The organism is Devosia lacusdianchii, from assembly GCF_022429625.1.
Taxonomy (GTDB): domain Bacteria; phylum Pseudomonadota; class Alphaproteobacteria; order Rhizobiales; family Devosiaceae; genus Devosia; species Devosia lacusdianchii.
Genome location: NZ_CP092483.1, coordinates 1602226 through 1615593, shown reverse-complemented (window position 1 = coordinate 1615593; position 13368 = coordinate 1602226). Strand labels below are relative to the sequence as shown.

At 62.6% G+C, this 13368-nt stretch carries 13 protein-coding genes; 6 read left to right on the top strand and 7 right to left on the bottom strand.

What is annotated here, in order from left to right; all coding sequences use genetic code 11:
• The first annotated feature begins 85 nt into the window (after positions 1 to 85).
• The 3 genes from iolE to iolB all read left to right on the top strand — a co-directional run bounded on the left by iolE (position 86) and on the right by iolB (position 2109).
• Complete coding sequence (gene iolE, locus MF606_RS07735; protein ID WP_240233230.1) at positions 86 to 1000, top strand: myo-inosose-2 dehydratase; 915 nt, start codon at positions 86 to 88, stop codon at positions 998 to 1000.
• Positions 1001 to 1088: 88 nt separating this feature from the next.
• On the top strand, positions 1089 to 1364 hold the full coding sequence (locus tag MF606_RS07730) for a hypothetical protein (protein WP_240233229.1): 276 nt from the start codon (positions 1089 to 1091) through the stop codon (positions 1362 to 1364).
• A complete protein-coding gene (gene iolB / locus MF606_RS07725) occupies positions 1309 to 2109 on the top strand; it encodes a 5-deoxy-glucuronate isomerase (protein ID WP_240233228.1) in 801 nt (266 codons plus the stop codon). Before MF606_RS07730 ends, iolB begins: the two co-directional genes overlap by 56 nt.
• Positions 2110 to 2240: 131 nt before the next feature.
• On the opposite strand, the gene iolG is transcribed toward iolB, so the two are convergent.
• The 6 genes from iolG to MF606_RS07695 form a co-directional block, all read right to left on the bottom strand.
• Positions 2241 to 3278, bottom strand: a complete 1038-nt coding sequence (iolG, locus tag MF606_RS07720; RefSeq protein WP_240233227.1) for an inositol 2-dehydrogenase — start codon at positions 3276 to 3278, stop codon at positions 2241 to 2243.
• 184 nt (positions 3279 to 3462) lie between these two features.
• Positions 3463 to 4479 (bottom strand): ABC transporter permease, encoded by a 1017-nt coding sequence (locus tag MF606_RS07715; protein WP_240233226.1) that lies wholly within the window; start codon positions 4477 to 4479, stop codon positions 3463 to 3465.
• A 163-nt stretch (positions 4480 to 4642) separates the two neighbouring features.
• The gene (locus MF606_RS07710) at positions 4643 to 6181 is read right to left on the bottom strand and encodes a sugar ABC transporter ATP-binding protein (RefSeq protein WP_240233225.1); all 1539 of its coding nucleotides are present in this window, start codon (positions 6179 to 6181) and stop codon (positions 4643 to 4645) included.
• 242 nt (positions 6182 to 6423) lie between these two features.
• Entirely contained in the window at positions 6424 to 7377 is a 954-nt protein-coding gene (locus MF606_RS07705) for a sugar ABC transporter substrate-binding protein (protein WP_240233224.1), read from the bottom strand.
• Positions 7378 to 7458: 81 nt separating this feature from the next.
• Entirely contained in the window at positions 7459 to 8286 is an 828-nt protein-coding gene (locus MF606_RS07700; RefSeq protein WP_240233803.1) for a TIM barrel protein, read from the bottom strand.
• A gap of 147 nt (positions 8287 to 8433) precedes the next feature.
• The gene (locus MF606_RS07695; RefSeq protein WP_240233223.1) at positions 8434 to 9465 is read right to left on the bottom strand and encodes a LacI family DNA-binding transcriptional regulator; all 1032 of its coding nucleotides are present in this window, start codon (positions 9463 to 9465) and stop codon (positions 8434 to 8436) included.
• Between the two features lie 153 nt (positions 9466 to 9618).
• On the opposite strand from MF606_RS07695, the gene MF606_RS07690 reads away from it, so the two are divergent.
• The 3 genes from MF606_RS07690 to MF606_RS07680 all read left to right on the top strand — a co-directional run bounded on the left by MF606_RS07690 (position 9619) and on the right by MF606_RS07680 (position 12594).
• Positions 9619 to 10707 carry a fatty acid desaturase family protein gene (locus MF606_RS07690; protein ID WP_240233222.1) on the top strand — a complete coding sequence of 363 codons (1089 nt, stop codon included), beginning with the start codon at positions 9619 to 9621 and terminating at the stop codon, positions 10705 to 10707.
• 180 nt (positions 10708 to 10887) lie between these two features.
• Positions 10888 to 11199, top strand: a complete 312-nt coding sequence (locus tag MF606_RS07685; protein WP_240233221.1) for a MocE family 2Fe-2S type ferredoxin — start codon at positions 10888 to 10890, stop codon at positions 11197 to 11199.
• Positions 11200 to 11367: 168 nt separating this feature from the next.
• Positions 11368 to 12594 carry an NAD(P)/FAD-dependent oxidoreductase gene (locus MF606_RS07680; protein WP_275693134.1) on the top strand — a complete coding sequence of 409 codons (1227 nt, stop codon included), beginning with the start codon at positions 11368 to 11370 and terminating at the stop codon, positions 12592 to 12594.
• Between the two features lie 159 nt (positions 12595 to 12753).
• Here the strand turns inward: MF606_RS07680 and MF606_RS07675 are convergent, their stop codons facing one another.
• Positions 12754 to 13284 (bottom strand): MarR family winged helix-turn-helix transcriptional regulator, encoded by a 531-nt coding sequence (locus MF606_RS07675; protein ID WP_240233220.1) that lies wholly within the window; start codon positions 13282 to 13284, stop codon positions 12754 to 12756.
• Positions 13285 to 13368 lie beyond the last annotated feature (84 nt).

The following is a 13368-nucleotide window of genomic DNA, read 5'->3' as shown; positions in this document are numbered from 1 at the left end:
CATACGGACATGGATCCCGGCCTTCGCCGGGATGGCATCGCGAAATATACTGGCCCTCTGCGGCATTATACTCGGAGCAAGTACCTTGAAAGCCAAACTCGGCATGTCCCCCATCGCGTGGTGGAACGACGATCTGGTCGAACTCAGCGATGACGTTTCCCTTGAGGAATGCCTGCGCCAGTCGCGTTCGGCCGGCTTTACCGGCATGGAGAAGGGCCGCCGCTTTCCTGACGATCCCGCGGTGATGCTGCCCATCCTGAAGGCGGCCGACGTTACCCTGTGCGGCGGTTGGTTCTCTGGCACGCTGGTCGATGAAGACCTCGCTGCCAACAAAGACCGCATCCAGCCGATGATCGACCTCTTCAAGGCGGTCAACGCGCCCTGCATCGTCTATGGCGAAGTCGGCCGCTCGATCCAGGGCAAGCGGGAGATTCCGCTGGCGCAGAAGCCGAAGCTCTCCGATGACGAGATGAAGGCGTATGCCCGCAAGGTCACTGAATTCGGCGAATGGTGCGCGGAACAGGGCATGCCCCTCTCCTATCACCATCACATGGCGGCTGTGGTCGAGACCGAACCCGAGCTCGACGCCTTCATGAAGTATTCCGGCGCCGGCATTCCGCTTCTGCTGGATGCGGGCCATCTGGCATTTGCCGGTGGTGATGTGCTCCGCGCCATCGACAATCACCACAGGCGTATCAACCACGTGCATGTCAAAGACGTGCGGATGGACGTCATCAACAAGCTCGATCGCAGCAAGCAATCATTCCTCGATGCCGTCGCGCTCGGTGCGTTCACCGTGCCAGGCGACGGGTCGCTGGACTTCGGCGCGATCGTGCAGAAATTCGCCGACTACGGCTATGAAGGCTGGTTCGTGGTCGAGGCCGAGCAGGACCCCAAGCCCAACCCGCCGCTCCGGATGGCGCAGGTTGGTTACAAGGAGCTCATGCGCGTCATGACCGCCGCCGGCTACACAGTGGAGACTCAGGGCTTCCCGGGATAAATCCGCCCAGCGTCATCACCCGGCTTGTCCGGGTGATCCATTGACAGGGCGGCGCTCGGCCCTATGGATTGCCGGGACAAGCCCGGCAATGACGAGCGAAGAGGAACGAAGCGTGGCGCTGAAGCCCAATGACGTAAGCTGGTTTCGACCCCTGTGGCGGCGCGTTGCCATCACCGGTTTTCTGGCGGTGTGGTGCGCCTGGGAATGGATCTGGAACAAGGAGCCCTTCTGGGGCGTCCTGGTCGGGGCGGCCCTCGCCTACTCGCTCTACAATTTCTTCTATGCGTTTCCAAAAGAGGACCCGGCCAATGAGCAAATCCAACCTCCTGATACGCCCGAAGGGGACGACCGGCCTGGTGCATGACGTCACCCCGGCTTCGGCTGGGTGGACCTATGTCGGCTTCGCGCTGCACAAGCTCGCCGCCGGTGAGGTCACGGGCGGCGAGGCTGGTGACAAGGAGCTGTGCCTGGTGCTGGTCAGCGGCAAGGCGCGGATTTCGGTCGACGGTGTCGATCTCGGCGAGATCGGCGAGCGCATGACGCCGTTCGAGGGCGCGCCCTGGGCTGTCTATGTGCCAATGGGCAGCGAATGGGTCGCCGACGCGACCACGGCGGTGGAGCTGGCGGTCTGCGCGGCGCCGGGGGGCGGCAGTTACACCGCCAAGGTCATTCCGCCGGGTACCCATCCGCGCATCACCCGCGGCAAGGGTGCCAATGTACGACACGTCTACAATATCATGCCGGAGGACGACGCCTCGGCCAACTCGCTGCTGGTGGTCGAGGTGATCACCCCGCAGGGCAATACCTCGTCCTACCCGCCGCACAAGCATGACCAGGACAACCTGCCGCACGAGAGCTTTCTCGAAGAGACCTACTATCACCGGATGAACCCGCCTCAGGGTTTTGCGTTCCAGCGCGTCTATACCGACGACCGGAGCCTGGACGAGGCGATGGCGGTGGAAGATGGCGACGTGACGCTGGTGCCGCGGGGTTATCACCCGGTGGCGACGACGGCGGGGTATGATTTGTACTATCTCAACGTCATGGCTGGCCCGAAGCGGGTGTGGAAATTCCACAATGCGGCCGAGCATGAGTGGCTGTTGAAGTAGGGCTGGCCCTGACGTTTCCCCACCCACCGGCGTTTCCCTCGGACTTGATCCGAGGGCCAATTTCAGCACGGCACAGGCGAGGAGAGACCCTCGGGTCAAGCCCGAGGGTGATGATCGAATTTGGGAAGCGTTTACCGCCCCTGGAACACGCTCTTATCCGCCAGCGCGCCGGTGACTTCGCTCACCTTCACCGCCCGGCCCTCCTTCACCGACTTCACCGCCGCATCGGCCAGCGCCAATGCAATCAACCCATCCAGCCCACTCGGCGCGGCCGGAGATTTTGATTCAACGGCGTCGATGAAGGTACTGATTTCGCGGGCATATGCCTCGAGATAGCGGGTCATGAAGAAGTCGTGCAGCGGCGGGCGGGTGTAGCCGGAGGCGTTGGCGACTTCGATCGAGACCGGGCGCTGGTTTTCGGCCGAGACGGCGCCCTTGGAGCCGTGCACTTCGATGCGCTGATCGTAGCCATAGGTGGCGCGGCGCGAGTTGGAGATGGTGGCGTGCTTGCCTGACGCGGTCGAGAGCATCACCGAGACGCTGTCATAGTCGCCGGCTTCGCCGATGGCCTTGTCGACCAGCACCGATGCCTGCGCCGTCACGGTTTCGACCTCTTCGCCGAGCAGCCAGCGGGCCATGTCGAAATCGTGGATCGTCATGTCGCGGAAGATGCCGCCCGAGCGCTTGATATAGTCGACCGGCGGGGCGCCGGGATCGCGCGAGATGATGGTCACCATCTCGACGGCGCCGATTTCGCCCTTGGCGATGACGTCCTTGACGGCCTGGAAGTGCGGGTCGAAGCGGCGGTTGAAGCCCACCATCAGCGTGCCGCCAGCAGCGTCGACGACCTTGAGGCAGGCCTTGACACGCTCGACGTCGAGATCGATCGGCTTCTCACAGAAGATGGCTTTGCCGGCCTTGGTGAACTGCTCGATCAGGTCGGCATGGGTATCGGTCGGCGTGCAGATCACCACCGCATCGATGTCCGAAGCTTTGAGTATCTGGTCGATGGTGCGGATTTCGCAGCCATACTGGCCGGACAGGTCGGTTGCCGCCTTCTCGAAAGCGTCGGCAACGGCGACCAGCTTGGCCTTGGGGTTGGAGGTGATTGCCTTGGCATGCACCTTGCCGATGCGGCCAGCGCCGAGCAGGCCGAAACGAACGGTCATTTGTAGTCTCCGGGTAGGCGCGCCGGGAGGTGGCGCGGTTATGCAACAAACTTGATGTCATACCGGCGCAGGCCGGTATCCATCCTGGGGTATTTCAACGCCCGCCGCCCCGCTGGTCCATCTCAGGATGGACCCCGGCTCAAGGCCGGGGTGACGCCGTGGGTGAGGATGGAACGCGGCAGAACTAAGCCTTCTTCCGCTTCCGCTGGCGATACTGGTCGGCCACCACGGCGGCGACGATGATCATGCCCTTGATGATCTCCTGATAGTACGCGTCGATGCGGAGGAACGTGAAGCCCGAGGTCATCGTCCCCAGGATAATGGTGCCGATCACCGTGCCGGTGATGCGCCCCTGCCCGCCGGCCAGCGAGGTGCCGCCGATAACGGCCGCGGCAATGGCGTCAAGCTCATACATCACACCCATGCCGGCCTGCGCGGTCTGGGCGCGAGCAGCGGTGACCAGGCCCGCCAGCCCCGCCAGCATGCCGGCAATGGCATAGACCTTGATCAGGTGCTTTTCGATATTGATGCCGGAGACGCGAGCCGCCTGCGGATTGGCGCCGATGGCATAGGTGAACTTGCCATAGCGGGTGTAGCGCAAGGCGATGTGGAAGATCAGCGCCACCCCGAGGAAGATGATGACCGGCCAGATGCCGAAGCCGATGAAGTTGAACTCCGGCGTCAGGCCCGAAACGGGCTGGCCCTTGGTATACCACTTGGCTACACCGCGCGCCGACACCATCATGCCCAAGGTGGCAATGAAGGGCGGAATCTTGGTGTAGGAAATCAGCGAGCCGTTGATGATGCCGGCCAGCGTACCGATAGCGAGGCCGATGAGCAGCGGAATGAAGACCGGCAGGCTGACCAGCGCCGGATAGACCGGCCGGGCCCAGTCGGCGCTTTGCGCGAAGCTGGCCGCAATCATGGCGGTCATGCCCACCACCGAGCCGGAACTCAGGTCGATACCACCGGTGATGATGACCTGCGTCACCCCCACGGCGATAATGCCGACCACCGACACCTGCAGGATCATGATGGTCAGCCGTTGCTGGTTCATCAGGAAGGACTGGCCGATGAAGATCCAGCCCAGCGCCTCGAAGGTCAGGGCAATGCCGGCCAGCACCAGCAGAATGGAGAGCTCGGTCGGCAGCTTGCGCCGGCGCGCCCGTGCGGGCGCTAGGCTTTCGGATGTGGTGGTCATGCTCAGGTCCTCCTGGCGGCGAAAATTGCGCTTGCTGTTCTATTTCGTTCGGCCGTCATTGCCCGGCTTGTCCGGGCAATCCAAGACTCGACTGATGCGGTGGCGTGGACCACCCGGACAAGCCGGGTGGTGACGATGGATGAAGTAATCTGGTCAAAGGCCCTCATCGCGCCGCCAGCTCCATGATCTTGACCTGGTCCGCTTCGGCGCGGTCCAGAAAGCCCGTAGCTCGTCCGTGGTGCATCACCATGATGCGGTCGCTCATGCCAAGCACTTCGGGCAGTTCGGACGAGATCATGATAACCGCGACGCCCTGGCGCGCCAGTTGCGTCACGAGCCGGTGGATTTCCGCCTTGGCGCCGACGTCGATGCCGCGCGTCGGCTCGTCGAGGATGAGAATCTTCGGGTTGGTCAGCAGCCAGCGACCGATCAGTACCTTTTGCTGGTTGCCGCCCGACAAGTTCTCCACCCGCTCCCCGAGGTTGGGGGTCTTGACTCGCAGCTTGGCGCTCATGTCCTCGCAGACGGCGCTCAGTGCTTGCTGGGTCACGAAGCCCATGCGGGTGTAGCTGTCCTGCAAAACCGCGAGCTGCATGTTCTCCTGGATGTCGAGCATCAGCAGGCAGCCGGTTTCCTTGCGGTCCTCGGTGATGAAGGCCATGCCATGCTGGATGGCCACTGTTGGCGACGAGATGTCGACCTTCTCGCCCCTGATCGAAATGGTCCCGGTCGAGGCTGGCGTCACGCCGAAGATGGTTTCGGCGACATTGGAGCGCCCCGAGCCCACGAGGCCGGCAATGCCCAGAATTTCGCCGGCACGGACGTCGAATGAAATATCGGAGAAGACCCCGTTGAGGCCCAGATCCTTGACCGACAGCACGACTTCGCCGATCGGCACTTCTTCCTTCGGGAACATCTGGGTGATTTCGCGACCCACCATCATGCGGATAATGTCGTCGCGGGTGACGTCCGATGAGGCGTGGGTGCCGATATAGCGACCATCGCGGAACACCGACACCTCGTCGGCAATCTCGAACAGCTCGCTCATCTTGTGGGTGATGTAGACGATGCCTTTGCCCTGCTCACGCAGGTCACGGATGATGCGGAAGAGGTGGGCGACCTCGGTTTCGGTCAGCGCCGAGGTCGGTTCGTCCATGATGAGCACGTCGCTCTCATAGGACACGGCCTTGGCGATCTCGACCATCTGCCGGTTAGCGACGCTCAAGGTCGACACCTGTACGTCCGGTTCGATATCGATATTGAGCCGGGCAAAAAGTTCGGCAGTGCGCCGGTTGAGTTCACCGTGGTTAACGAAGCCGAGGCGGTTCAGCGGCTCGCGGCGGATCCAGATGTTTTCGGCCACCGTCATATAGGGCATCAGGTTGAGTTCCTGATGGATCATGGCGATGCCGTTCTCGAGCGCATCGAGCGGCGACTTGAGTTGGATATCAACGCCGCGCAGCGTTACCGTGCCGCTATCGGGCACATAGATGCCGGCGATGATCTTCATCAGCGTCGATTTGCCGGCGCCATTCTCGCCCATCAGCGCATGCACGGTGCCGCGCTTGAGCTGCAAGGAGACGTCATCCAGCGCCACAACGCCGGGGAATTCCTTGCGGGCGTGCGCGATTTCCAGAAGAAAGGGCGCGTTGGGCACGGCACCGCTTTCGCGGACCGCTCGCATCGTCTGCGGACTGACCATCGCTCAGGCCTCCCATGCCCGTTCCGGGCGTGTTGCGTGGAGGATGCGCCGATTTACGGGCGCATCCAAGACTGTTGTGGGCAGGGCCAGACCGGGCACTCGGTGGAATTCCCTCCCCTTAATGGGAGGGCCAGGGTGGGTGGGGCCGAGAGCGCGGAGCGTGCGACTCCCCCCACCCTCACTCCCTCCCCACGAGGGGGAGGGAAGCCTGTTCCGTGGGCCGGGAGAGACTGCCTCTACCCTTAGTTCTTCGCCTGATAGTCAGCCAAATTCGCCGGGGTCACCAGTTCGAAGGGGATCCAGACTTCGCGTTCCACGGCCTCGCCGCGCGACAGCGCCAGGGCCGCATCGAGAGCCCCGGAGCCCTGCGCGGCAGCATTCTGGAACACGGTCACGTCGAGATCGCCAGCTTCCATGGCGGCCAGGGCGTCGGCGGTAGCGTCGACACCGCCGACAATCACGGCATCCATGGCGACACCAGCCGCCTTGAGTGCCTGGATGGCGCCGATGGCCATTTCGTCATTGTTAGCGACGACAGCGTCAAAGGCGATGCCGGCGGACAGCCAGTTGGTAACAAGATCGGCACCCTGCTGGCGCGACCAATTGCCAGTCTGCTCCTCGACGATCTTCATGAAGGAGCATTCCGGCGTGGCGATCACGTCATGCACGTCCTGGGTGCGCTGGCGGGCGGCCTGGTTGGAGAGTTCGCCCATCAGCACGACGATGTTGGCTTCGGTCTTGCCGGCCTCGGTCAGCAGGCGGCAGACTTCCTTGGTTTCGAGTGTGCCGGAATCGACTTCGTTAGAGGCCACGAAGGCCTGGCTTTCCGGCAGGGTATCGAGGTTGACCGGCTGGCGGTTCACATAAACCAGCGGGATGCCGGCCTCCGCAGCAAGCTGGGACATCGGGGCGGTCGAATCGGTATCCACCGCGTTGACGATGATGGCGTCGACGCCCGAAGCGATGAAGTTCTGGATCTGGCTCATCTGCTTGGACACGTCGTTCTGCGCGTCCTCCACCTGCAGCTCCACGCCATCCAGCGTCGCGGCGTAGTCGCCCATGCCGTTGCGCAGCACGGTCAGGAAGTTGTCGTCGAAGGCGGCCATGGTGACGCCGACGGTTTCGGCCTGGGCAGCACCGACGAAGCCTGATGTGAGCATGGTGGTGGCCAGAGCGGCCAGCGCGATCTTCTTCATTTCGTTTTCTCCTCCACAGAGCGGGCGTCCGGTTGCGCCCCATTTGTCCGGATGTTCCCTTGTCCGGGAATTCTTTGAGCCTCAGGCCGCGCGGGCCTTGAGGGATTCGGTGATGAACGTCATGGACTGCCGCACAGCCCCGGCCGGATCGGCCAGGTGGCGCAATTCCTCTGCAAAGGGCTCGAACGATAGCGGGCCGGCATAGCCCCCTGCCCGCAAAGCGGCGATCTGGCCGACATTGTCGAGGCGATCCTTGGGGCCGACCAGCACGCGATGGCTGTCGCGCATATCGCCCACAGCAATCGCGGGATCGTCGACACCGGAAATATGGACCAGGCCGGTCAGTTCGGGGAACAGGTCTGGTTCGCCGGCGAGATGATGATGGAAGGTGTCGTGGGTGAGCCGCAACACATCACGGCCATTGGCGCGATCGATCGCGGCCACGGCTTCCTTCTTGGAACGGAGCGAGCAGCTCTCGAAGCCCAGACACTCGACGAGGCCGATAATGCCAAACTTGCGCAGGATGGGGACAAGTCCTTGCAACGCCTCGGTGGCATTGGCAATTCGCGTAGCACTGTCAAAGGCCTGGCCAGAGTTGTCAGCAACCAGAACCAGGGCCTTGGAACCGCTTCCGGAGCAGTAGGCGGCGAGGGTTTCGGCTTCGGCGGCGCGCGTGGCGGACCAATGATTGAATTGCTGCAGCGCGTTGATGGAAATGATAGACACATCATTTTCCGACGCCAGGCGCTTGACCTCGTTGGCGGAGGTGCCGTCGAGGATGGCATTGCCCGAAATGTCGTTGCGGATCTCCACGCGTGGCGCATGCAGACTGGCAGCGAGACGGAAGAAGTCTGCCAGCGAAAGCTGCGGCGCTGTCATGTGGTTGAGCGCGAACGCTAGCGACAAGATCCGGAACTCCCTGTGACGCCGGGCATGCTTGATGTTGCCCGGTCATTTGATGGAGCAAATGAAACACAGGTTCTGTTAAGTTGTCAATGCGGAATATTCATTCCAAAAATGGTCGACGTGGCTGGACCGGGCGGCAAAACGGGCCGATCAGATGTTCTCGGAAACATAGATATCGAACGGCAAAAAGGTTTGTCCGCCCGATTCGGCGCCTGGCGACGCGATGGCAGCGGCCATCAGATTAACGACCGATTGCGACACCGCGGCGATGGGCGTCGCGATGAGCGCCGTTGCGATGTTGTCGGCCAGGGCAGCATGGGTGAAGGGATTGATTTCATTGCAAACCAGCGCGATCCGGCCGGCCATCCCCTCCTCGCGCAGAGCGGTGATGACGCCCTCGGTGCCGCCACCGGCGACGTAGATGGCAACCAGATCAGGATGACGGCGCAGCAGATCCAGCGTTGCCTCATGGGCCAGCGCGCCATCCTCCAGGCTGACCTGGGTGTCGATGATGGAGAGGTCGGGGGCGGTTTCGCGGAGATAGGAGCGGAAGCCGATCTCGCGCATTTCGTGGCCGTGAAAGCGATGGCTGCCGACGAAGACGGCGACCTTGCCCGTCGCCGGCGCCGCCTTGGCGATGAACCAACCGGCAGTGCGCCCGACCTTGCGGTTATTGGTGCCTACATAGCCGTGGCGAACACCGGCGGCGAAGTCTGACAGCAGCGAGAATACCGGCTTTCCGGCAGCTTCGACCTCGGCAACGGCCGACGTCACGGCGGGATGATCGATGGCCACCATGGCGATGGCATCGACTCGCTTCGCCATATCCTTGAGCCGCTCGGCGATCTCGCCGGGTGTCTGGGACTGCAAATGCGCCAATGTCGAACTGGCGCGGAACTGGGTCGGCAAGGTCGCCGCATATTCCAGCCCACGCCCGAAATCCTGATAGAACACCTGATCCGGCCGCTGCAGCAGAAATCCCAGCCGATAATGCGGCAGGTTCTGCTCGAGCCGTCGCCGGATAAGCCCTGTCCCGTGATAGCCAACCTGCTCCGCCGCCGCAAACACCCGCTCCGCCGTCTCCGGCTTCACCGGCAAGCGACCATTGAGCACGCGATCGACCGTGGCCACGCTCAGGCCGGAGACGCGCGCGAGATCGGCGATGGTCGGGCGGTTTGCCATGGCATTTTCCTATCACCATCTTTCGCATCAGAATGATGTAAATGATAGAAACCATCATGCGCGCATTGCCTGAAAACCGCAAGTTTGCCATCAAGATGAACGTCATCTGAACAATCGAGTTCGCTAGCAGACTGTTACCCTTGAGAGGCGCAATTGGCCGAAACTGCGAAACGCGACTACAACCTGCTCGGCAAAAGCTCGGAAGCCGCCCTGGCTAATGGATTGGCCGCGGCGGAGTGGTACCACAGCGACATCGATCGCAAGACCATGAAGGGACTGATGCAGCGCTCGGATGGTCCGGCTATCCGCGACACGGCGATCTGGCTGGGCGCGATGCTGGTGTTTGCGGTTGGCGGTATTGTGCTCTGGGGCACATGGTGGGCGGTGCCGTTTTTCCTGGCCTATGGCGTGCTCTACTGCTCGGCCTCGGATTCGCGGTGGCATGAATGCGGGCATGGCACGGCGTTCAAGACGCGGTGGATGAACGACGTCGTCTACCAGATCGCGTGCTTCATGGTCATGCGGAACCCGGTGACATGGCGCTGGAGCCATGCGCGACACCATACCGACACGGTGATTGTCGGCCGCGACCCGGAAATCGCGGTGATGCGGCCACCGGACCTGTTCCGCGTCGTGCTCAATTTCTTCGGGATTCTCGATGTTGGCTATGCTGTCATCGATATGGTCCGCAATGCGGCTGGGGTCATCACAAAGGAAGAGGCCAGCTTTATCCCGGAGATGGAGCGGCACAAGGTAATCCGGGTCGCCCGTATCTGGGTGGCGATCTATGCGGCGGTTGTTGCACTGTCGATCTGGATGGGCTCGATCCTGCCGCTGATGCTGGTTGGACTGCCCCGGCTCTATGGCGCCTGGCATATGGTCATGTGCGGCCTGCTGCAGCATGGCGGGCTGGCGGACAATGTCATCGACCACCGGCTCAACAGCCGCTCGGTGCTGATGAACCCGGTGAGCCGCTTCATCTACTGGAACATGAACTACCATGTGGAGCATCACATGTTCCCCATGGTGCCCTACCACGCCCTGCCGCAACTGCACGCGCTGATCAAGCATGACCTGCCGGCACCGAACCGATCGATCATCGCGGGGTATCGCGAGATGGTGCCGGCGTTCCTGCGGCAGTTGAGGAACGAGGACTACTTTCTGAAGCGCGAGCTGCCGGCGACGGCCAGGCCGTACAAGGAAGCGTTTCACAATGGCGATGGGGCGGTGGCGGCGGAGTAGACGCCACTGATTCCCTTCTTCCCCGGGGGAGAAGGTGCCCGAAGGGTGAGGGTTCTCGTGGGCGTCTGGCATGGGATGGCGCAGCACCCCTCACCCTCGAAAACCCGCTGAACGCGGATTTCCTATCCCTCTCCCACAAGGGACGAGGGGCAACGACTGTGAGCTAAGGGACGAACATAGATGGCCGAGTGGATTGAGGCTTGTGGCGCCGATGATGTGGATGAGGAGGATGTGATCCGCTTTGACCACGCGGGGAAGGTGTTTGCGATCTATCGCAGCCCGGATGACCGGTATTTTGCCACGGATGGGCTCTGCACGCACGAGCAGATCAGCCTGGCGGATGGGCTGGTGATGGACGACATCATCGAGTGTCCCAAGCACAATGGGCGGTTCAACTACAAGACGGGCGAGGCCAAGGGCGCGCCGGCATGTGTGAACCTGCGGATTTACCCGGTGAAGGTCGAGGATGGGGCGGTGTTTATTGAGGTTTGAAGCGGCCTTCACCTCTCCCATTGGGGGAGAGGTAAGGGGAGACTGCCAAACGGGCGGCAAGTGTAGGGCCCTCGGGGCAAGCCCGAGGGTGACGATTGGTGTACGAGAAGCGGTGGCGACAGCGGGGCTCGCAGGATTGGACCTAACGCGCGGGTGGGTGGAGGCGATGTGACACAGCATTTTGTGATTGTCGGGGCGGGCGAGTGCGGTGCGCGGGCGGCGATGGCTTTGCGGGAGCAAGGGTTTGGCGGCGATGTGACACTGGTGGGTGGCGAAAACCACCTGCCCTATGAGCGACCGCCGCTGAGCAAAGAGGGGATGCTGGCTGAGGTGTTTGCCGCCAAGACGATTGCGACGGCGGAGCGGCTGGCTGAGGTCGGCGTGGCGTTTCGCGGTGGTCTGCAGGTTGCGGCGATCGACCGTGGGGCGAAACGTCTGGTCGGCGGCAATGGAACGGCCCTGCCCTATGACAAGCTGTTGCTGGCAACTGGTGCGTCGCCGCGGCGGCTGCCTGACGTTGATGGCGAGCGCTTTGTCTATTTGCGGACGATGGAGGATGCGCAGCGAATACGGGACGCGCTCAATGCGGGTAGCCACATTGCCATTGTGGGTGGCGGGTTCATCGGGCTGGAACTGGCGGCGACGGCCCGGCGGCGGGGCGCTGATGTGACATTGATCGAAGCCCTGCCCCGGCTGCTGTCGCGTGGCGTACCGGAGGCGATTGCCCGGCAGATCGAGGCGCGGCATCGGGAGGGCGGAGTCGAGCTGGTGTTTGGCGATGGCATTGCGGCCATGACCAGCGGTGCGGACAGCGCCGTGGTGACGCTGAACAGTGGGCGGGTGATCGAGGCCGATCTGGTGCTGATCGGAATTGGGGCGGTGCCGAACGTGTCGCTGGCTGCTGAGGCCGGGCTTGAGGTCGATAACGGTATTGCGGTCGACCAGTGTCTGGGGACTGGTGATGCCAACATTTTCGCGGCCGGCGATTGCTGTTCGTTCCCGCTGGCGATCTATGGCGGGCGGCGGGTGCGGCTGGAGAGCTGGCGCAATGCGCAGGACCAGGGGAGTCTGGCAGCACGGAATATGCTTGGCGCTAATGAAGCGGTTTCGAGCGTGCCGTGGTTCTGGTCGGATCAGTATGAGCTGACGCTGCAGATTGCCGGGCTATCCGATGAGGGCAGCACCGTGGTGCGGCGGGAGCTGGGGGACGGGGCGAGCATTCTTTTTCACCTCAGTGCGGATGGACGGCTGGTGGCGGCAAGCGGGATCGGCGTGGGGAATGTGGTGGCCAAGGACATCAGGTTGGCGGAGATGCTGATCGGGCGCGCTGCGCGGCCGGATGTGGCGGCGCTGGGAGATGTTGGGGTGAAGTTGAAGGGGTTGTTGGCGGCTTAGCGCCCGCCCGCGTGGTGAACTTGTCGAGCCACGAGGTCTTTAAGACATCCCAACAGTAATCGCCCGGTAAGAGCCCCGATATTCGGGCCAGTCATCCCCCACCCTTGATCCCTCCTCGCAAGGGGGAGGGTGTCGACGGCTTGGTCGGAGAAAAGCCCCTTAGCCCTTTCCTGCCTTTTCCTTGGCTTCGGCGACCCAGCCGCTGAAGCGTTCAAAGAGGCGGGCGAAGGTGACGAGGTCGTCTTCAGGCCATTCGCCGAGGGCTTCGGCGAACACGCCCCATTTGTAGCGGCGGACGGATTCGGCATGGGAGCGGCCGGTTTCGGTCAATTCCAGGCCGATACGGCGGGCGTCTGCCTGCGAGGCGACACGGCGCACCAGGCCCTTGTCGACGGCATCGGCCACGATGCGGCTAGCGCGCGAGGGATCTACATTGAGGCGCTCGGCGATGTACCCAACCGTCGCTTCACCCTCCGGCGCCATCTCCAGGGTTACCAGAATATCGAGATCTGCCACGTCGATCGGCAGATCGAGCGCCTTGATCGCCAGACGCCCCATTTCGCGCCGCGCCATGGAGCGGCGGATATGGGCCATCACGCCATCGATCTTGATCGTGGCAGCAGCCGAGGCCGGCGACATGCCCAAGGCAACGAGGTGGGCGAGGTGACTTTTTTCATCGGGGTGCGTCATGGCAGCGGTCGTAGCAAATTATGGGACAGAGTCCAATATATGATCTTGACACATAATTGACATCGGCACATTTTGGCGCGCTCT

Bases quoted from the DNA above. Each gene is read 5' to 3' on its own strand.
- iolB (WP_240233228.1), top strand. From the start codon at position 1,309: ATGAGCAAATCCAACCTCCTGATACGCCCGAAGGGGACGACCGGCCTG.
- MF606_RS07730 (WP_240233229.1), top strand. From the start codon at position 1,089: ATGACGAGCGAAGAGGAACGAAGCGTGGCGCTGAAGCCCAATGACGTA.
- MF606_RS07705 (WP_240233224.1), bottom strand. From the start codon at position 7,377: ATGAAGAAGATCGCGCTGGCCGCTCTGGCCACCACCATGCTCACATCA.
- MF606_RS07715 (WP_240233226.1), bottom strand. From the start codon at position 4,479: ATGACCACCACATCCGAAAGCCTAGCGCCCGCACGGGCGCGCCGGCGC.
- MF606_RS07675 (WP_240233220.1), bottom strand. From the start codon at position 13,284: ATGACGCACCCCGATGAAAAAAGTCACCTCGCCCACCTCGTTGCCTTG.
- MF606_RS07685 (WP_240233221.1), top strand. From the start codon at position 10,888: ATGGCCGAGTGGATTGAGGCTTGTGGCGCCGATGATGTGGATGAGGAG.
- iolG (WP_240233227.1), bottom strand. From the start codon at position 3,278: ATGACCGTTCGTTTCGGCCTGCTCGGCGCTGGCCGCATCGGCAAGGTG.
- MF606_RS07710 (WP_240233225.1), bottom strand. From the start codon at position 6,181: ATGGTCAGTCCGCAGACGATGCGAGCGGTCCGCGAAAGCGGTGCCGTG.
- MF606_RS07695 (WP_240233223.1), bottom strand. From the start codon at position 9,465: ATGGCAAACCGCCCGACCATCGCCGATCTCGCGCGCGTCTCCGGCCTG.